Origin of the sequence: Shewanella sp. HN-41 (genome assembly GCF_000217915.1) — a bacterium.
GTDB lineage: Bacteria > Pseudomonadota > Gammaproteobacteria > Enterobacterales > Shewanellaceae > Shewanella.
The window spans coordinates 72039-89751 of record NZ_AFOZ01000019.1; the positions used below are offsets into that span (position 1 = coordinate 72039).

The following is a 17713-nucleotide window of genomic DNA, read 5'->3' on the forward strand; positions in this document are numbered from 1 at the left end:
TAATGCAGCGTCAGCGGCAATAGGGTGGCACGAGCGGTTGCATACGTATGTCATTCTTAAGTATGCACCGCCCTAAGCGGTATTCTGGTGCGATTAAGCGGTTAAAATAACATTATTGAAAACCAAACAATTGCTTAAGGCTCTTAAGATAACGACGGGATACGGGCACTTTGTCCCCGAGTAAGGTGGTGACTTCGGCGCCAGTATCGAGCAACTCAATTTCGGCAATAGCCTTCGGTGAGATGAGATATTGACGATGACAGCGCACTAGCGGTGTCTTTTCCTCTAGCACTTTCAATGTGAGTTGGGTGTGGACCTTTCCCTTAGTGCAGGCGACATGGATGCCGCTTAAATCACTAAACACGTATTCCACATCTTGGATGGGAATGACTTTTAACTTGCTACCGCTGTAGCAGGGCAAGTGCTCGAGGCTGGATGGCGCTATGGCATTGACGGCCTGTGGTGTAAGATCTTTGCGAACACGTTTAAGGGTTTGGTTCAGTCTGTCGGCATCTATGGGTTTGAGTAAATAATCGAAGGCATGGCTATCGAAGGCCTTTACGGCAAACTCGTCGTAGGCGGTCACAAACACGATTTTAGGTAAGGTTTCAGGATCGAGCATTGCAATTAACTCCATCCCCGAGATGCGTGGCATTTGAATGTCGAGGAAAACCAGTTGGGGTTTTTCCTTAGCAATGGTTTGCAATGCCTCGATGGCATTAGCGCATTGGCCAATAATATCAATGTCCGCTTCTTGCCTGAGGAGATCGGCGAGTTCCTCACGAGCAAACAGCTCATCATCCACAATTAAACAAGTGATCACGTGTTTGTTTCCGTTGGTTCTATAGGCAGGCGAATGGTGACTTTAGTGTATTCGTCCGGCTCGCATTCTACTGTGATGCCATACTGTTCGCCAAATAGGTTTTGGATCCGCTTATGGACTAAGTTCATCCCAAGTCCTTCGGAGCCTGACACTGGCTGGTATAAACCTGCATTATCAGTGACATCTAACTCTAAAATATTGTCATCTAGCTTACCTGTTACTTTTATCTGCCCTTGCTCTATCATATGCGATGTGCCGTGTTTGACGGCATTTTCTATGATGGGTTGCAGGGTAAATGCGGGAACTTTGCAGTGGTAGAGTGATTCAGGTATGGCAATGTTAACTTGTAATTTATCAATAAAACGAGCCTTCTCAATGGTGAGATAGGAGGCGATGTGATCTAGCTCATCCCCGAGAGTGACTAGGCCTGTGGTGCGTTTTAGGTTTATCCGTAAAAACTGCGACAACTGTTGCAATAGCTGTTTAGACATATCAGGATCGCGTTTGATAATCGCACTGATAGTATTGAGCGCATTAAATAAAAAGTGCGGATTGACTTGGGCTTGCAGCAGTTTTAACTCTGCCTGGGTGAGTAGGTTTTGCTGTTGTTCGAAGCGTCCATACAAAATTTGGTTGGATAGTAAACGTGCGATACCTTCACCTAAGGTGCGGTTAATATTCAAGAACAGTTTATTTTTAGGTTCATATAATTTAATTGTACCTATGACCTCGGTGTCACTACGCAAGGGGATCACTAGACTCGAACCTAGTTTGCATTGGTTCGAAATCGAGCAGGCATAGGGCGTTTCGACGCCATCGGCAAACATCACCTTATTTTGATTAATGGCCTCAAGGGTGATTTTTGATGAAATAGGTGTTCCTGGAATATGGTGATCGGCGCCGATCCCGATAAAGGCTAATAGTTTTTCCCTATCCGTAATAGCGACTGCGCCCACATTGGTTTCTTCAATCACAATTTGTGCCACCTTGCCGCTACTTTCCTCATTAAAACCTTTAGAGAGTAACCCAACACTACGTTCGGCAATTTTTAGGGCTTTAGTCGAAAAGCTTGAGGAGAGTTTATCGAACATTGTTTTTTGATCGCGGATCATGCTCATAAACAGCGCTGCTCCGATGGAGTTAACAAGTAACATCGGCGGCGCAATTTGACGAACAAGTTCCCATGCATCGTCAAACGGGCGTGCAATTAACAGGATAATGCTCATTTGCATCATTTCAGCGTAGAAGGTGACTAAACACACTAGCAATGGGTTGTAGATAAGTTCACTCTTACCTGCTCTGCGTAGGTAAAAACTGATCATACCCGCAGAAAGGCCTTCAAGCGTTGTCGATATGGCGCAGGCGACATCGGTAAAACCGCCCATACTGTAGCGATGCAATCCCCCCGTCAATCCGACTAACAATCCCGTCACTGGACCGCCTAATAATCCACCCAGTACGGCCCCCATGGCGCGGGTATTAGCAATTGCACCTGAGGTTTGCTCGCCAAAGTAGGTTGCCATAATGCAGAAGCTGGAAAAAATTAAATAGATAAAAATTTTGTGGGGTAAGCGTGGAGAGGTTTCAGCAAATAGTTTAAAAAGCGGTGTTTTACTGACTAAGTAAACAATCACTAAGTACAGTGACATCTGCTGGGTGAGTAAAAGGATCAAGGACATAGAGGCTCACATTTTCGGCACAGATGTCAGCGCAGCGGACCAAATCAACAGTATGTGCGCGAGATCAGGGTTCAAATTCAACAGTTCGGCTATAAAGAGCAATCTTAATTGCATCTTTTGGAGGATACATGTCCGACTCTGTTCACGGTCATGACGTTATGGCGCTGATGGTAGCTCAAGGAAGCCCCATTTTAAAGCATGAATTAATTACTCTTATGGCGCAGAAGTTTGGTGGTTCTGCGCGCTATCACACTTGTAGTGCTGAAAATCTCACTGCAATTGAATTGATAAGTTTACTCACGAGTAAAGAGAAACTCCAAGAAACTGAGCTGGGAATGGCCTTTGTTGCTGGGCGGCAGTGCCATCATTCTGATCACTAACTAAGCTTAAAGGAAGATATTTGCTGCTGATTAATGCTCATCTTCATTTTTATGGACGATTCTGTGTTGTTCGGCAGCAGTACGTTGGCTGAACTCTTCAATTAAAATCCGCAATAAGCGAGACTTCGCCATTTTAGTGTCCTTTGACAGTATATCGAGTTGGGAGATACTGGTTTCTGTGAGCGTAAAAGTGGCATGTCGGTAAATTTTGGCCGACTTCTTATCTAAGCCCCGTTGGACATTTGTCGGTGGTGTAGCTAAAAGACTCGCCTTACCTAAGGCGTAGTTATTGGCATCCTCAATAAAATCATCGACAGAAACCGGTGTGATGATTTGTTTGGGTTTCTTGCGTTTAAGATCAGTTAAGCTCATAGCTATTTTCTGGTGGTAAAGTGAATAACTCATCCACTATGGCGCGAATTTCATCAGCTGCTTTACCATCCGGCTCAATTTCGATGACCGAAGATCCTTTTTCCTCACTGTCATCATAAATGTTACGGCAAAAGGTCACTGAGTTGAGCACCCGTAGCCCAAAGGATTGCACTACATCTTTTGCCTCTAAAATACGCTTAAATTGTGTTGGAAGAGCAGGGCATTGCGTCAGTACTATGGTGGCCACCATTTTGGGGTTGACCATTTTACACGTACTCAGCATATCTTCCATATGGGGAAGGGTTTTAAGATCTCGTCTCTTGGGCCTAAGTGGGATCACCACATAAGTTGCGACCGACATAGCGGCACGCATTGCGAGGTTATCCTGACCACCACAGTCAACAATGACATACTCGAAACGTTCATTTAGACTAAGTAAGTCATTGCGAATTTTGCCATAGAGCTGAATACAGTTGATGGCGGGTAAACTTGGATCATTGTTTCGGGCTTGGATCCAATCTGACGTGGTACGCTGTGGATCACAATCGACCATAAGGACGTTTGCATCGAATTTCTGCTTAATATAAACCGCGAGGTTTTGCGCGAGACAACTCTTGCCACTTCCCCCTTTCTCACCACCTACCAACAAAATCATTGTGACGTCCCCTGCGTGAATCTTTCAATTAATTCAGTGTAGAACAGCTCAGCTTACCCTGCGTAGCTTAAGTGAAATTAAAGCAATTGCATGGCGATATGGTAGCTTTGCTCGTGACATTGAGAGCAACGGCATACTTGGCCCTTGATGGTATTTTGCTGGAAGGTGTTGGGATTAAAAGTGACTTCGATTAATTCACCCAGTGCAAATGGTTTTTTATAATCGAATAAAATCCCTCTTCTGGCCAAATCGATACAAACGCCTTCGTCTGTGTGTTCGACTCCTTCTTGATCGCTCCAATGTAGGAGGACACGATCCGCTTCCATATCCACACGCAGTGATGTGCGTTTTTCTTCAAAACCAGTAGGATGGTCACCCATAACTCGATTGCCCCGTAAATAATTGATCCTAGTAAAACTTAGCATAATTGCTTTTTCACAGAATACCAACGTGAAAGCTAGGTCTTTGATAATAGTTTTAAAACGAGGACTGCAGGGGCTAGTGAATGCTTCTTCAATAGCACCAACTCAGGTGTTTGATTAATTGTCGTATTCTTGATTTTTAGGATAAGGCATTTTTAACTGGCCCCAACGGATGACGATCACTGTTCCCGCTAAGATCAAGGTTGAAATAGAAATTGCCGCAATGCGCCAATCATCCATGCTTTTCATATCTAAAATCAGGTAACGGGCTAAGGCAACAATCGCAATATAAAGTGGCATACGTACGGGGAGTTTACCTGACTCTGCGTAGTTAGCCACCATGGCTAAGACTTCGAGGTAAATAAACAACAATAGCAAGTCAGCGAGTGCGACCGCGCCAACCGAGAAAATATGAACAATTTCTTGTCCGATGGCGACGACAGTGGCAATGGCGATAATGATCAGTACCAAATGTTCTACGGCTTTTAGCCCTTTGGCACCGTATTGGCGATAAAATGGCATAGCAACTCCCTACTTAATATTTTTATAAATAGTAACAGTAAAAATGCTTTAGGTAGGGAAAAGAGCAGGAATTCTCTGTGACTCAATTCACAAGATATGAATTGGTCACAGAGAAAAAGGCAAGCTTAACCTGGGCGTCCATCGGCCCTAGGTTGACAGAGCATTGGGCCATAACAGTAGCAGAAACAGCCAAAAGCTAATATCCAGCCACTGATTGCCCCTAGCAGTAACTCATTTGACCATTGAGTTAGTATTCCGGCGAATACTCTAAGGAGAGTTGCTAATAAGATGAGGGCAAAACCGAACACCACGGGACGCGGTGGCTTAAGTTGTCGGCCAGTATGGCCCAAGGAAACCCGTGACATCATCGCTAATATCATGCCACCTAAACCACCTACCGTGATGGCATGCATGCCCACTGAGAGTGGCAATCCTATGGCAATTAATGCCAATCCGATGGGGATACACAAATAGCTTAAGTGCAGCGACCAGAGCAGTGGTACTCGCCAGCTTGCCCGCCATCCCCAGCGATTCCAACGTAGTAAGAGCACTAGGCTTGCCAGCCCCGCTATCACTCTGATGCTGAGTTCATGTTGTAAAAAGAGGCTCATCGTTAAGGTGAGTAAACTGGCAAAGCTTAACCACTCAAGCCAAGTAAGTGAACTTTGGCGCTGCCATTGGGTTGCACGCTCAGTGAAAAAGGGGATCACGCGGCCACCGAGCAGGGCGACGATAATACTGATCATCAGAATTGCGCCATACAAACCATTGTTGATCCACTCAAACTTTTGTGTGAGTAGTCCGTAATAGCTGGCCGCATTGAGTAGGGTGAGCAAGCTTAAGATCGGGATAAACACAAAATTACGCCATTGGCGTACTTGAATGACAGAAATGGCGAGTAATGTGGCGGTGAGGGGCAAAAAGAGTAAATCGAGTGCCATTATCAAAGTAAATGGTATTCCAAAGGGGGCGAACAGTAAAATCCGTGGTAATAGCCAAACACAAAATAGTCCGAGTAAGGCTAAGCCTTTTACCCCAGGTCGACCTGTCCAGTTTTGCACCGCTGTGAGTAAAAAACCAGCGACGACGGCACAGACAAAACCAAAAATCATCTCATGGCCATGCCACCATAGTGGATTCAGTGTGCTAGGTAATACATTGATACCATTTAGAAAACTCCCCCAGACAATCAATGCGAACACGCTGAATACACTGGCAAAGAGAAAGAAGGGTCTAAAGCCTAGTCGAAAAAGTGCCATTCTAGGTTGGAGATGTGAGGGCTCGTCGATGTTTAACATAAAATATGACTTAGGTTGGGGTATAAACTTGCCATATTTTAAGCTGCAAATTAAATGAATGTATATATCCCATAGTGAGTACTCGCTCTACAGTGATTGGTACTACTCTATTTCACGGGAAATTTGACACTCTGTTGAACGTAAAGCCGAATGAGGAGCCTCGATGCAGTGCATGGGCTCAATATTCTGAGCATGAGATTTCAAATCATGCTGAGTGGTAACGGAAATTAGTGGGATGGGCCAGTTTTATATTGCGAAAATGACCCATGCTTGACGGGCCAAATTTAATATTTGAGCCCGAGTGAGCGATTTATGGATAGGCTAGTAAATTATTTATTCTTACGTTTTTGCCACTTAAACATAATGGAGTACTTCCAAAGACTGCTGATCAGCAAATAACCCGTCGCCGAAAAAATCACTCCTAACGCCAGGCAGCCTAATAAAAAGGCGGGGCCAATAGTCGTAAGCGAGGCTTCAATCCACTGCCAACTGGCCTCGAAGGCAAATTCCTGTGGGGCATGGCCGAGAATTTTTGCGCCTAATAAGTAAGCGCCGTAAAACATTACGGGCATAGTTAAGGGATTCGTGATCCATACTAAAGCGACCGAAACGGGGATGTTGACGTTAAAGAAAATAGCAAATGCAGCGGCAACGACCATTTGAAATGGCATAGGTATCCAAGCCACAAATAGACCTACAGCAAAGGCGCCTGGGGCTGATTTTCGGTTCAGTGCCCACAGATTAGGATTGTGTAGTAAACGTCCGAACATGCGTAAGTGTTTATGCTCACGCAAAGTTTCAGGCTTTGGCATAAATCTTTTTATTAATTTTTTTGGCATAGGCTGAAATTGCTGTCTTAACTTAATTCACTATGAATCGATTCATCTTTGGCTTTAGTGCCACCTTGTTGTCAGCGATGTTGTGGCCATCGCTGCCGTCAGTCAGTTATTTACCCTATCTTTTCGTTGGGGCCATAATCCTATATCAAAAAGCCCCCATCTATTCGGGTGGACTCTTTGCCATTGTATGGCTAACTGGTTTTTGCTTAGGATTATCTAGGCAGGATCTTCCAGTGTTACAACAACCTATTCAGGTGAGGGGCGAAATCATATCACTAGTTAGTCAAAACAGCGACTGGCTTAGTTTGGATATATCAATCATTAAACCAAATTTAATCTTAGGGCCACAGGCTAAGCTAAGATTGACTTGGAAGGAACCCCTAGCGGTTGAAGTAGGACAGGTGTGGTTATTTACCTTGGTGCCTAAAAGCATCTCGAGTGTCTTAAATCAAGGTGGATATAACGAGCAAAAGCAATTAATTAGCCAACATATTGTGGGAAGAGGAAAAATTGTTCAGGCAGAGTTGCTCGAATCCCGTCCCTCATTAAGAAATCGGCTCATTACACAGCTAAGCCCGCAACTGTCGACATTGCCACAGGGAGACATATTGTTGGCGCTTATTTTAGGCGATAAGCGGCTTATCTCCCAATCGAGGTGGCAAGCACTCAGGCAAACGGGGACAGGTCATTTAGTTGCTATTTCTGGTTTGCATTTGTCCGTGGTGACCGCATGGATTTATGCGTGCACCTTGTTTGCTCTTACCCGTTACGCCCCTAACCCGAGTCGTCGAAATGTGGTTCTTTCCTTAGTGCTTTCAGGTGGCGGCGCCATTTTTTATGCCTATCTAGCAGGGTTTGGCGTATCGACCCAGCGGGCACTTGTGATGATCTTACTATTGATGTTGTTGAGCCTATTAAAGCGTTTTTCTAGTCCATGGGAGCGCCTATTATTTGCCTTATTTGTGGTGCTGTTGATTGACCCATTATCTTGTTTAAGCGCTGGATTTTGGCTGTCATTTTGCGCGTTAGCGATTATTTTATACACCCTAGAAACGGCTCCCCAAACGCGGCCTTTGACTGAAAATGTCAATCTTGCGGTAGGTCTTGGGGTGGGTTTAAGGCAGTTTTGGTCGATTCAGTGGCGTCTGAGTCTCGGCCTTGGGCTCGTACAAGCGGTCCTCTTCGGGGGGATGAGCATCCACAGTTTGTGGATGAATATACTTGTCGTGCCCTGGTTTAGTTTTGTGGTGATCCCACTGGCCATGGCTGGTTTTGTTCTTTGGTGGTTGAGTACGCTTTTGGGATCCTCATGGATAGGGTTATTGCGCTTAAGCGATTGGATGTTAATGCCCTATGACAAGCTATTAGATATCAGTGGCCGCTTGCCTGCCCATTGGCAAGCGGTACCAGATAGCGCCTTGGCCATGGGGCTTTTTGCATTGTTAGGGGGAATGCTCTGGCGTTATATCCCTCGCCAGTATAAATACTGGCCTTGGTATGGCGTGATGGGATGCTTCTTTATGCCTCTGATATTCATCGTTTCACTCAAATGGTTACCACTTAAATCCCTCTCTTGGACAGTGCATCTATTAGATGTTGGCCAAGGACTCGCTGTTGTGGTGGAAAAGGATGGCAGGGGGCTTATTTATGATACTGGCGCTGCATTTGGTGATGATTTTAGCTATAGCGAACGGGTGATAGTGCCGTTTTTGCGCACGAAAGGTATTGAAGAGATTGACTATATTGTTATCAGCCATAGTGATAACGACCATGCAGGCGGCGCCGCTGTACTCGCTCAGGCATATCCACAGGCTCAGTGGATAACCGATGTGCCTAATTTGGGCGGACAGGCTTGTCGCCCTAACCAAATTGAATGGCAATCGCTTAACGTGTCGATACTGTCACCTAACATGGCCATTGTTGGCAATAATGGTTCCTGTGTGCTGCGTATCGATGATGGCCAGCAAAGCATACTATTGACCGGCGATATCGAGAAGGAAACAGAGGCAAGATTAATTACACAGGCCCAAATACAATCGACACCGTTAGTGAATCAGGTGCTAATCGCGCCACACCATGGCAGCAAAACCTCATCTACCGATGCTTTTATTGATGCAGTTTCACCGGAACTGGTATTGTTCCCTGCTGGGCTTGCTAATCGATATGGATTTCCTAAGCCCGCGGTGGTCGAGCGATATCAACGACGGAATATTATGTATCTAACAACAGGGGAGGAGGGGCAAATTAGTGTGATTTTTCAGCAAAATGAGCGAAATGTTAAAACCTACAGGCAGGATTTAGCACCATTTTGGTACAACCGCTTGTTTAGATTTGGTGACTTGATTAATCCAGAGTAGAATGGCTACTTTGCCATAATTTAGTGTTATCAATGACAGCATCTCCTAAAGACGAAATGTGGACAGTTTTCAAACGATTACTGGGCTATCTTAAACCGATGAAGGGCATGTTTTTGCTTTCTGTTGTGGGACTAATCACCTATGGTCTCGTCGATGCGGCTTTTATCGCTTTCATCGGCCCTTTTATCGATAAAGGTTTTTCCAGTGGAACGCCCACAGCGATAAGCAATGGTATTGCCTTGCCAACGAGCCAAGGCTTCCATGCCGACAACAATATACTGTTGATGGCACCCATCGTTGTGATTTTGATGTTCTCCCTGCGCGGTTTTGCCAATTTTGTGTCGACCTACGGCATCTCATACATGAGTGCGCGATTGATCATGGATATGCGTCAGCAGGTATTTGAGCATTATCTCAGTTTGCCTGTTAGTTATATGGATAAGGAAAATACCGGAAATTTGATTTCTAAGGTGACCTTTGACACTGAGCAAATTGCCCGAGCTTCGGGGAGCGCCTTGATCTCCATCGTCCGTGACAGCGTTACTGTGATAGGTATGCTAGCGCTGATGTTTTACAACTCATGGAAATTATCCCTGTGTATTTTAGTGATTGGCCCCATTATGGGGTTAGTGATCACTGTGGTGAGTCGCCGTTTCCGTAAAGTCTCTAAGCAAATTCAAACGGCCATGGGCGGTGTGAGTGCCACCACAGAGCAGATGATCAAGGGGCATAAAAACGTCTTAGCCTTTGGTGGGCAAGAAACCGAAGTGGCTCGTTTTGCTAAGGTTAATGATCAAAATCGCCATCAAAATATGAAGTTAGCCGTAGCGCAGGCAATCAGTCAGCCGTTGATCATGGTGATAGGCTCCTTCGCATTGGCATTTGTATTGTATGCGGCCAGTTTCGATAGCATGAAAGCCGATCTGACCGCTGGGACCTTTGCCACTATCCTCGGGGCAATGATGGCCATGTTACAGCCCATCAAAAACCTGACTAGGGTTAATGCTGAATTTCAGCGTGGTATTGCCGCTTGTACTACGGTATTTGAGCTGCTAGATACTCAGCCCGAATCTGATACTGGCACTTATACCGTTGAGCGGGCAAAGGGGAATTTACGTTTCGAAGGGGTGAGTTTTAGCTACGAAGGGCAGGAGCGCCGCGCCTTAGATAAGGTTGATTTTGAGGTAAAACAAGGGCAAACCTTAGCCTTAGTCGGCCGTTCTGGATCGGGTAAGTCGACCATTGCAAGCCTAGTGACGCGTTTTTATACTGGGCTTGAGTCCGGTGATATTCTACTTGATGACATCAGTATCTACGACTACACATTAAAATCCCTTCGAAACCAGGTTGCATTAGTCTCCCAGCAAGTGACCTTGTTCAATGACACTATTGCCAACAATATTGCTTATGCCTACCCTGGTTCAGTGACCCGCGAACAGATTATCCAAGCGGCAACCTTAGCCCATGCGATGGAGTTTATCGAACATCTGCCCGAGGGACTCGATACTCAAGTGGGGGAAAATGGTGTCTTGCTCTCCGGTGGCCAACGCCAGCGTATTGCCATCGCACGTGCCATGCTACGTGATGCACCTGTGCTTATCCTCGATGAGGCAACATCGGCACTGGATACTGAGTCTGAAAAAGCGATCCAGCAGGGATTAGATAATTTGCGGCAAAATCGTACCTCAGTGGTGATTGCCCACAGACTCTCAACGATTGAAAGCGCCGATCAAATTCTGGTGGTTGATCAAGGTCGTATCGTTGAGCGTGGCACCCATAAATCCTTATTGGAATTGGGTGGTATGTATGCCAAGTTGTATCAAATGCAATTTGGTAACTAGATGCAGGCACTCCTTAATAAAATTTGGTATCAAGGCCATCCGTTACTGTGGCTATTAGTGCCCTTTTCGGGATTATTTGCGCTGATCACTGCGGTGCGGCGCGGTTTATTTCGTCTCGGCATTAAACCCCAAACCAGCCTAGCAGTACCTGTGATTGTGGTTGGAAATATCACAGTCGGCGGTAGTGGCAAGACTCCAACCGTTATTTATCTGATCGAATTGCTCCGAGCAAAGGGATTTAACCCTGGGGTGATTAGTCGGGGCTATGGCGTAGATATTCGAGGCGTCAGAGTCGTTTCAGCTGGGGCAAGTGCTGCTGACGTAGGGGATGAACCGGCGATGATAGTGGCCCGTACTGAGGTTCCTATGGTGGTGGGGAGCAAACGGGTTAACGCGGCGAAAACCCTAATAAGCGAGTTTGGTGTCGATGTGATCATCTGCGACGATGGACTACAGCACTATGCTCTCGGGCGGGATATTGAACTGGTAGTGATCGATGGTCAAAGGGGGTTAGGCAATCAACATCTTCTCCCAGCAGGTCCACTCCGTGAAGGAGCCTGGCGACTTGAACAAGTGGATTTTGTGGTGATTAATGGCGGTCCTGCCAATGACGGGCAATTTGAGATGCAACTGCTCCCCACAGAGGTGAGGGCAGTGAAAGGAAACGCTGTGAATGAGCAGTTTGATAAATCTAAGCCTCTGATCGCTATGGCTGGGATTGGGAATCCCGCTCGTTTCTTCGACTCGTTGCAAGCCGAGGGCTATCAGTTGACCTTATCCCATGGGTTTGATGATCACCAAGCCTATGATAAAAAACAGTTATGTGATTTGGCGAAAGATCTTCCGTTGATGATGACCGAAAAAGATGCGGTTAAATGTCGCGATTTTGCACAAGAAAACTGGTGGTATTTGGCGGTCAATGCCAAGCTATCCCCACAATTTGATGAGCAGCTGTTAAACCGTCTTCATGATGTGGTTGCAGCGAAACAAGGAAACTCTCATGGCATTCGATAAAAAACTTTTAGATATAGTAGCTTGCCCAGTTTGCAAGGGAAAACTTGAATATGATAAGGCTGCGCAGCAGTTGATCTGTAAAGCCGATAAATTGGCTTATCCTATCACCGAAGGCATACCTGTGTTGCTGGAAAATCGTGCTATTCCGCTAACGGAAGCCGTTTAATCTAAAGACTTCGATGCGCGTACTTGAGTTTACGCGCATCGGTTTTAATCGAGTGGATTAAAAATTCACAAATTTTTGCCTGTCAGTTGCAGTTGCTCCTTCCTTACATTCGCCGCGGATCTCGCCCCGCCCTGACTCAATCACACGACTCAGTTCGAAATAGCCCTCACGGCAGTAACCTGTCATTTCTAAGGTTTTAGTAAGACCGAGTACAACCTGTTCTCCCCAAACCTCGAGAATGGCTTCATGGTCTTTTCGGCTTCGGCGCTGTTCACGGGGATCTTGAGTCATCTGACGCATACGCTCTTCATGGGGAAGTGGGCGTTCAGCCTTATCACTATTCGATTTATCTTCAACCAAACTCGCCTGATAGGTAAACAACTTTAGGCCATCGGCTTTGATATCTGTGGTTAATTTATCTTTTAATTTACCAGCCAAGTCCGTGGGGTCGATCGGGGCACTGCTGCAGGCAATAAGGGTAAAGCAGCTGAAGATGACGAGACTGAGTGATTTTATCGACATAATAAACGTTAACTCTTAGGTTATTAACTCATGGAAGAATACCTTAATATGGCAGCAAATATCATAGATTTATGGCACTTTTTGCCAACTGCCCCTAGGACGTTTAATCTCTACTGAGTCGTGGGTGTCGTAAAAAAAGGATTTACATCAATGTGGGAGTTCTGGTCGAACCGATTAACACAAATTGAATGGACTTTGAATCCAGTGCAACTGATGGCTTTATTGCTGTTAGGGCTATGGGTTTATGCTATTTGGCCGAAGGAAGAATTACAACAAGTTATTAAAGATAAAGGATTACAGTGGCGATTGTTGCTCGTCCTGGTGGTGATTAATACCCTGTGGATGTTAAATGCCAGTATCCAAGTTGGGTTACATTTGCACTTTTTAGGATTGGTGACCTGCTTGTTGATGTTTGGCTGGCGCTTAGCCACTGTGGCTTTACTCTTACCGAGTGCTTTTTTTAGTGTTTTTGTGTTGAGGCAACCAGGGGAGTTTGGTGCATTTAGCTTATTTTCCACGGCCATTCCGTTGTTTTTATCTTTTATGTTCTATAGCCGCAGTTACCATCTTTTTCCTAAACATATTTTTGTCTTTATTTTTGTGGGTGCCTTTATCAATGCGGGGTTATCGACGGTATTTCATCAGTTGAGTTGGGCGGCTTGGCTGTGGTTAGCTGCCGATTATGACTGGGGAGTGTTAGTCGATAATTACTTGATGTTAATCCCTTTACTCGCGTTTCCTGAAGCCTTATTAAATGGGATGGCGGTGACATTGCTGGTGGTGTATCAACCCCAATGGTTGTTTGACTATTCTGATCGCGAATATTTGTGGCGTAAATAGAGACAGTGAATTTGAACATCAAAGGCGCGCAGTATTCACTGCGCGCCTTTGACCTTATGCGAAACGTTGGTCTAGGTAACGGATAATATCCTTAGACTCATATAACCATTGCACCTCATCACTTGCTTCTATGCGCAAACAAGGGACTTGCTGCTTGCCCCCTTGGGCCATGAGTTCATCCTTGTGTGGGGACTTTTTAGCGTCTAGTGTTTGGATATTGAGCCCTTGACGGCGCATCGCGCGGCGAACTTTGACGCAAAAAGGGCAAGCTGGATATTGGTAGAGGGTTAGAGATTGTGTTTGAGCATCGATTTTTTGTTGTTCAGCTAAGGGGCGATGACGCTTTTTAGGCGCAAAAACAACGTTTAACAGTAAAATGATCCGGCCTAAAATCCAACGAATAATAAACATGCTTACCTCAAATAATAAGGGGAATAGGGATTGTCATCGGCAGTTGCAGTCAACCCCATTTGCAGACTTTTGCGTAGCTAGGGTAAATCCCTGCGCGAAAGGGATTGGCTTGCTCGCTTTTGCATAGGGCGCCAAAGTGTAACCTAATGCACTAGGCTGACCAACAGTTAAGTAGCAAACCCTTTGCTACATGCATTAACGCCCAGCAGTGGCTGGGCGTTAACTTATTTATTGAATAAAGCAATGGTGATTTTAGTGAAACAATTTATGGTACATCTATTGTCATATTAACTTGCGCGGCATTCTGGCTGAGTGTTACTCGGCTCTCGAGCAAGAAAATCCGCTCAGGTGCTATTCCCTTAGTTTCAACGAGATAGGTTTTGACTGCTTTTGCCCTTTCTTGAGCGAGATCTCCAAGCATACCGTCGGTGACATTCTGGGCTTTTACGCACAAGTTATAGAGTGCAATGTGCCAACGGGTAGTGACTTCATCATCCGTCAATTGAGTGTCTTTGGCGTCATTGATGACAGTGTCCTTAATCAATTGTGGATCAGCTGCCACTTCCTGCTCGTAGAGCTTGATTAACGCCTCGGCGAGGGGCCCTTGGATTGGAAATTGGCTGGGGCTTAAATCGGCTGGTAATTCACTAAACTGAATGTTGGCCAGTTTGGCTAACTTACGCTTCATCATGTGTTCGGCGATGATTTGGCTATCGTTAATGGCATCGACGCTACCTTCAATACTGAGTTTTAGCATAGGCCTATCGGTTAAGGCACTGGCAAGTTTATCTAGGCTTTCTTGCGCTTTGCTATCGAGGGCAAAATTACCCGCACTGAAGCTGATTTTATCTAAGGTTTCATCCGAACCAACTAGGCCCGCGAGGAAGGAGAAGGGCGCGGTCACGACCTTAGTGATCACATTCGTGATCGCCGTCATAATAATGCTGCCGACGCTGAAGCTGGGAGAATCTAAATCCCCTGAGACTTCCATGCCTAAGTCGATGACGCCATTTCGGTCCTGTAGCAGGGCGATGGCTAAAGTGATGGGCAAACTGGTTGCTAAGTTGCTATTACTCGGTTTGCCAAGTTTGAGCTGATCGATCACTAAGTGATTACTGCCCTTAAGTTGGTTACGTTCAAGCTGATAGTTGAGTGCGAGTGAAAGCTGGCCCTTATCGATATAGTAACCCGCATAGGTGCCCGAATAGGGATTGACCGAGGTGAGTTCAACACTTTTAAATACTAAATCAAGGTCAAGATAAGGCATATCTAACAGTGGATTAATATCACCTTTGAGGGTAACGGGGGCATATTTATCAATCTTGCCTTTAATATCGACCGATGCTTTTGTCCCCGGTGTTGAAGATAAATGTTTGATATTTCCTTCTAGTTGTTCAATGCCCGAGGCAAAGTTTGGCGTTAAGGAATTATCGGCAAAAAAGGCCGAGCCTTGGCTAAAGCTGATCTGTTGAATATTCAAACTTAGCTCTGGTTGCGTAGATGCAGCATTAGGTACCGCTGGAGTGGAGACCGCTTTCACCGCTTTCACCGCTTTAGTGCCAGTCTTAGCCTCTGGGGGACTGATAGTCGAACTTAGTGTTGTAGCACTTTGTGCGGTGGGCGTCTCAACAATCAGATTGCTAATATTGGTGCTTCTATCTTTCGCTATCACAACCTTAGCGTAGGGTTGATTAAAGGCCAAATGATCAATGTCGATTCGATTCTTTTGCTGGTCAAAATCCAACTGATTAATGTGCATTTTCTGCCATTTTACCAATGGAGCATTACGCAAATTGTCCAGAATGGTTAAATCATCCAGCTCAACACTGCCCCGATAGATGGCTTGACCCTTAGCATCGGCACTGAGTTGTCCCTCGGTGCTAAGGACGCCACCCTTGAGTTGGATATTTACATAGGGGGCTAAGTAGGGCTGAAATTGCGCTAATACGAGTTTATCCACCTGTAGCTTTGCAGCAATAGCGCCAGCGGTGGCATCGACTTGACCTTGGGAGGCTAGCTTGCCTTGGCCATTGACGGCCAATGAGACCTCATAGTCAATGGGATCCTTTAAATCACTCACTATCGCTTGAGTGGAGAGATCCAATGGATAGATACGCCATTGCTGGGCTGTTGTGCTGAGTTTGTGTTCCGTAATATTGATATCGTAATTTTTAAGGCTGAGCTCGTCGAGTTGAACCCGCCATGTCGACTCCGCCCCTGTTTGAGTTACGGGTTTAGCCTTGGTGTTTTCGACAATATTGGAGGCCGCATCTTGGTTTTGGTTTTCGTTATCTGGAGCCGTGCTTTGGTCTGGGTTGGTGGCCTCTGATGCAATCTGGGATTTAGGTGCCAATAGTCTTTGGAGATCAATACCTTGTTCATCAAGCAGCGCATGCAGCGCTAAACCTTCACTGTGTATCTGTTTAATGTGGATTGTTTGTTGCTGCAGATCTGTGTCAATCCCGTCAATTGCCAACAGCGGAAGATGGATAACTTGTTGCTCTTTGTTGATTATATTGAGTTTTTCAAGGATCAATTGGCCTCGTTCAGAGCGGAGCTGTAAAGGAGTATTCTCTGATAAATCAATTTGGTAATCTGTTTTCGCGCTGATGTCACCGCTGTCAAGGGCGACATAAAATTGCTCATCGATAAATTGCCACAGAGGCGCCAATTTGAGCTTGGCCATTTGGATATCTCCAACCACCTTGAGTGGCGAGAGTTGAAACTGTCCCGTTAGGCTTATTTCCCCTTCATGATCATCCCTAAGCTGCACTGCGTAGTGGTTATTGGGCATCAAAGAGGGAGTATTTGAAGGGTTATTTGCAGCAACAGTTGGCTCAGTTTTAGGCGCTGGTTGCTCTGGCGGGATGACAGTCGTATTTAACGCTTGCCCCTGTGTTGTCATTGTATATTCAGTATCTAACTGATTGAGTTTTATGCTGATACTAGGGTAACTAACCTGAGCTTGAGTGATATTATCATCGAAGTTAAATTTGCCAGCGGTTAAGGTGAATTGCCCAAGTATTATGCGTAAGGGCTTAGTTGGCTCCTTGGGATCTGCCACTGTGGATGGTGCCGAGTTTTGCGCCAGTGTTGTCAGTATATCGTCAAAATTAAAGCTTTCCTTGCCTTGTTTTTGAGTGCGACTGATCTGAACATATGGGCCTTGCAGGTGAACCTTTTCAATGACGAGCGCGCTATTGAACACTGATTGCCAAAAATTGACCTCGAGTTGAATGGCATCAATACCTGCAAATGGGTTATTGTCTTTCTCTTTGATCGTAAGTTGGGTTAATTCTACTTGGTAAGTAAAGGGATTGAGTCGCAATTCTTCCACGGAGACTGGGCGGCCTAAAAGTTGCGATATTTTCTCTGGTGCGAAAGATACTATAGTGTAGGGAATAATGAGCCCTAGGATGATGACATAGCTCAGATAGGCCGTGGTCAAATAGACAAAAATCCTTTGGTATTTGGGGCGCTTAAAGAATGCATATGTTAAACGTGAGAGCGGGGTCATCATAGTAGGATCAAGGCTCCGATGCGCAAACTAGCGCTAAATCTATCAATAAATA

The 17713-nt window shown here is 45.5% G+C and carries 17 protein-coding genes; 6 read left to right on the forward strand and 11 right to left on the reverse strand.

Annotation, left to right across the window (positions count from 1 at the left end):
- Positions 1 to 112 precede the first annotated feature (112 nt).
- Together btsR and SOHN41_RS07550 are read right to left on the reverse strand one after the other, a co-directional pair.
- Positions 113 to 823, reverse strand: a complete 711-nt coding sequence (gene btsR / locus SOHN41_RS07545) for a two-component system response regulator BtsR (protein ID WP_007647317.1) — start codon at positions 821 to 823, stop codon at positions 113 to 115.
- Entirely contained in the window at positions 820 to 2502 is a 1683-nt protein-coding gene (locus SOHN41_RS07550; RefSeq protein ID WP_007647325.1) for a sensor histidine kinase, read from the reverse strand. The genes btsR and SOHN41_RS07550 overlap by 4 nt, the downstream gene beginning before the upstream one ends.
- Positions 2503 to 2630: 128 nt before the next feature.
- Between SOHN41_RS07550 and SOHN41_RS07555 the strand changes: the two genes are divergently transcribed.
- Complete coding sequence (locus SOHN41_RS07555) at positions 2631 to 2882, forward strand: YecH family metal-binding protein (protein ID WP_037458403.1); 252 nt, start codon at positions 2631 to 2633, stop codon at positions 2880 to 2882.
- A gap of 30 nt (positions 2883 to 2912) precedes the next feature.
- Here the strand turns inward: SOHN41_RS07555 and SOHN41_RS07560 are convergent, their stop codons facing one another.
- From SOHN41_RS07560 to SOHN41_RS07585, 6 genes are all read right to left on the reverse strand, one after another.
- Positions 2913 to 3254 carry a hypothetical protein gene (locus SOHN41_RS07560; RefSeq protein WP_007647329.1) on the reverse strand — a complete coding sequence of 114 codons (342 nt, stop codon included), beginning with the start codon at positions 3252 to 3254 and terminating at the stop codon, positions 2913 to 2915.
- Complete coding sequence (locus tag SOHN41_RS07565) at positions 3241 to 3909, reverse strand: AAA family ATPase (RefSeq protein ID WP_007647331.1); 669 nt, start codon at positions 3907 to 3909, stop codon at positions 3241 to 3243. The genes SOHN41_RS07560 and SOHN41_RS07565 overlap by 14 nt, the downstream gene beginning before the upstream one ends.
- A gap of 77 nt (positions 3910 to 3986) precedes the next feature.
- Positions 3987 to 4289, reverse strand: coding sequence for a PilZ domain-containing protein (locus SOHN41_RS07570; RefSeq protein ID WP_007647333.1), 303 nt, complete (start codon positions 4287 to 4289; stop codon positions 3987 to 3989).
- 159 nt (positions 4290 to 4448) lie between these two features.
- Positions 4449 to 4853, reverse strand: a complete 405-nt coding sequence (locus SOHN41_RS07575; RefSeq protein WP_007647335.1) for a phosphate-starvation-inducible protein PsiE — start codon at positions 4851 to 4853, stop codon at positions 4449 to 4451.
- A 125-nt stretch (positions 4854 to 4978) separates the two neighbouring features.
- The gene (locus tag SOHN41_RS07580; RefSeq protein WP_037458405.1) at positions 4979 to 6151 is read right to left on the reverse strand and encodes an NnrS family protein; all 1173 of its coding nucleotides are present in this window, start codon (positions 6149 to 6151) and stop codon (positions 4979 to 4981) included.
- Between the two features lie 329 nt (positions 6152 to 6480).
- Positions 6481 to 6990, reverse strand: a complete 510-nt coding sequence (locus tag SOHN41_RS07585; protein WP_007647339.1) for a DUF2062 domain-containing protein — start codon at positions 6988 to 6990, stop codon at positions 6481 to 6483.
- Positions 6991 to 7022: 32 nt separating this feature from the next.
- Between SOHN41_RS07585 and SOHN41_RS07590 the strand changes: the two genes are divergently transcribed.
- Genes SOHN41_RS07590 through SOHN41_RS07605 form a run of 4 tightly spaced genes read left to right on the forward strand, consistent with a single transcriptional unit; the run spans position 7023 to position 12368 of the window.
- Positions 7023 to 9347 carry a DNA internalization-related competence protein ComEC/Rec2 gene (locus SOHN41_RS07590; RefSeq protein WP_007647340.1) on the forward strand — a complete coding sequence of 775 codons (2325 nt, stop codon included), beginning with the start codon at positions 7023 to 7025 and terminating at the stop codon, positions 9345 to 9347.
- A gap of 32 nt (positions 9348 to 9379) precedes the next feature.
- A complete protein-coding gene (msbA, locus tag SOHN41_RS07595; protein ID WP_037458407.1) occupies positions 9380 to 11188 on the forward strand; it encodes a lipid A export permease/ATP-binding protein MsbA in 1809 nt (602 codons plus the stop codon).
- The gene (gene lpxK, locus SOHN41_RS07600; RefSeq protein WP_007647342.1) at positions 11189 to 12202 is read left to right on the forward strand and encodes a tetraacyldisaccharide 4'-kinase; all 1014 of its coding nucleotides are present in this window, start codon (positions 11189 to 11191) and stop codon (positions 12200 to 12202) included.
- Positions 12189 to 12368 carry a Trm112 family protein gene (locus tag SOHN41_RS07605; protein WP_007647343.1) on the forward strand — a complete coding sequence of 60 codons (180 nt, stop codon included), beginning with the start codon at positions 12189 to 12191 and terminating at the stop codon, positions 12366 to 12368. Before lpxK ends, SOHN41_RS07605 begins: the two co-directional genes overlap by 14 nt.
- Positions 12369 to 12425: 57 nt before the next feature.
- Here SOHN41_RS07605 and SOHN41_RS07610 read toward each other — a convergent pair whose 3' ends face one another.
- The gene (locus SOHN41_RS07610; RefSeq protein ID WP_007647344.1) at positions 12426 to 12890 is read right to left on the reverse strand and encodes a hypothetical protein; all 465 of its coding nucleotides are present in this window, start codon (positions 12888 to 12890) and stop codon (positions 12426 to 12428) included.
- 150 nt (positions 12891 to 13040) lie between these two features.
- Between SOHN41_RS07610 and SOHN41_RS07615 the strand changes: the two genes are divergently transcribed.
- Positions 13041 to 13730 (forward strand): energy-coupling factor ABC transporter permease, encoded by a 690-nt coding sequence (locus SOHN41_RS07615; RefSeq protein ID WP_007647346.1) that lies wholly within the window; start codon positions 13041 to 13043, stop codon positions 13728 to 13730.
- Between the two features lie 54 nt (positions 13731 to 13784).
- On the opposite strand, the gene SOHN41_RS07620 is transcribed toward SOHN41_RS07615, so the two are convergent.
- Positions 13785 to 14141, reverse strand: a complete 357-nt coding sequence (locus SOHN41_RS07620; RefSeq protein ID WP_007647354.1) for a glutaredoxin family protein — start codon at positions 14139 to 14141, stop codon at positions 13785 to 13787.
- Between the two features lie 265 nt (positions 14142 to 14406).
- On the reverse strand, positions 14407 to 17661 hold the full coding sequence (locus SOHN41_RS07625; protein ID WP_007647357.1) for a DUF748 domain-containing protein: 3255 nt from the start codon (positions 17659 to 17661) through the stop codon (positions 14407 to 14409).
- Positions 17662 to 17713: the final 52 nt, after the last annotated feature.

Excerpts from the sequence above, each read along its gene's own strand:
- SOHN41_RS07550 (WP_007647325.1), bottom strand. The coding sequence starts at position 2,502 with ATGTCCTTGATCCTTTTACTCACCCAGCAGATGTCACTGTACTTAGTG.
- SOHN41_RS07555 (WP_037458403.1), top strand. The coding sequence starts at position 2,631 with ATGTCCGACTCTGTTCACGGTCATGACGTTATGGCGCTGATGGTAGCT.
- SOHN41_RS07560 (WP_007647329.1), bottom strand. The coding sequence starts at position 3,254 with ATGAGCTTAACTGATCTTAAACGCAAGAAACCCAAACAAATCATCACA.
- SOHN41_RS07565 (WP_007647331.1), bottom strand. The coding sequence starts at position 3,909 with ATGATTTTGTTGGTAGGTGGTGAGAAAGGGGGAAGTGGCAAGAGTTGT.
- SOHN41_RS07570 (WP_007647333.1), bottom strand. The coding sequence starts at position 4,289 with ATGGGTGACCATCCTACTGGTTTTGAAGAAAAACGCACATCACTGCGT.
- SOHN41_RS07575 (WP_007647335.1), bottom strand. The coding sequence starts at position 4,853 with ATGCCATTTTATCGCCAATACGGTGCCAAAGGGCTAAAAGCCGTAGAA.
- SOHN41_RS07580 (WP_037458405.1), bottom strand. The coding sequence starts at position 6,151 with ATGTTAAACATCGACGAGCCCTCACATCTCCAACCTAGAATGGCACTT.
- SOHN41_RS07585 (WP_007647339.1), bottom strand. The coding sequence starts at position 6,990 with ATGCCAAAAAAATTAATAAAAAGATTTATGCCAAAGCCTGAAACTTTG.
- SOHN41_RS07590 (WP_007647340.1), top strand. The coding sequence starts at position 7,023 with ATGAATCGATTCATCTTTGGCTTTAGTGCCACCTTGTTGTCAGCGATG.
- msbA (WP_037458407.1), top strand. The coding sequence starts at position 9,380 with ATGACAGCATCTCCTAAAGACGAAATGTGGACAGTTTTCAAACGATTA.
- lpxK (WP_007647342.1), top strand. The coding sequence starts at position 11,189 with ATGCAGGCACTCCTTAATAAAATTTGGTATCAAGGCCATCCGTTACTG.
- SOHN41_RS07605 (WP_007647343.1), top strand. The coding sequence starts at position 12,189 with ATGGCATTCGATAAAAAACTTTTAGATATAGTAGCTTGCCCAGTTTGC.
- SOHN41_RS07610 (WP_007647344.1), bottom strand. The coding sequence starts at position 12,890 with ATGTCGATAAAATCACTCAGTCTCGTCATCTTCAGCTGCTTTACCCTT.
- SOHN41_RS07615 (WP_007647346.1), top strand. The coding sequence starts at position 13,041 with ATGTGGGAGTTCTGGTCGAACCGATTAACACAAATTGAATGGACTTTG.
- SOHN41_RS07620 (WP_007647354.1), bottom strand. The coding sequence starts at position 14,141 with ATGTTTATTATTCGTTGGATTTTAGGCCGGATCATTTTACTGTTAAAC.
- SOHN41_RS07625 (WP_007647357.1), bottom strand. The coding sequence starts at position 17,661 with ATGATGACCCCGCTCTCACGTTTAACATATGCATTCTTTAAGCGCCCC.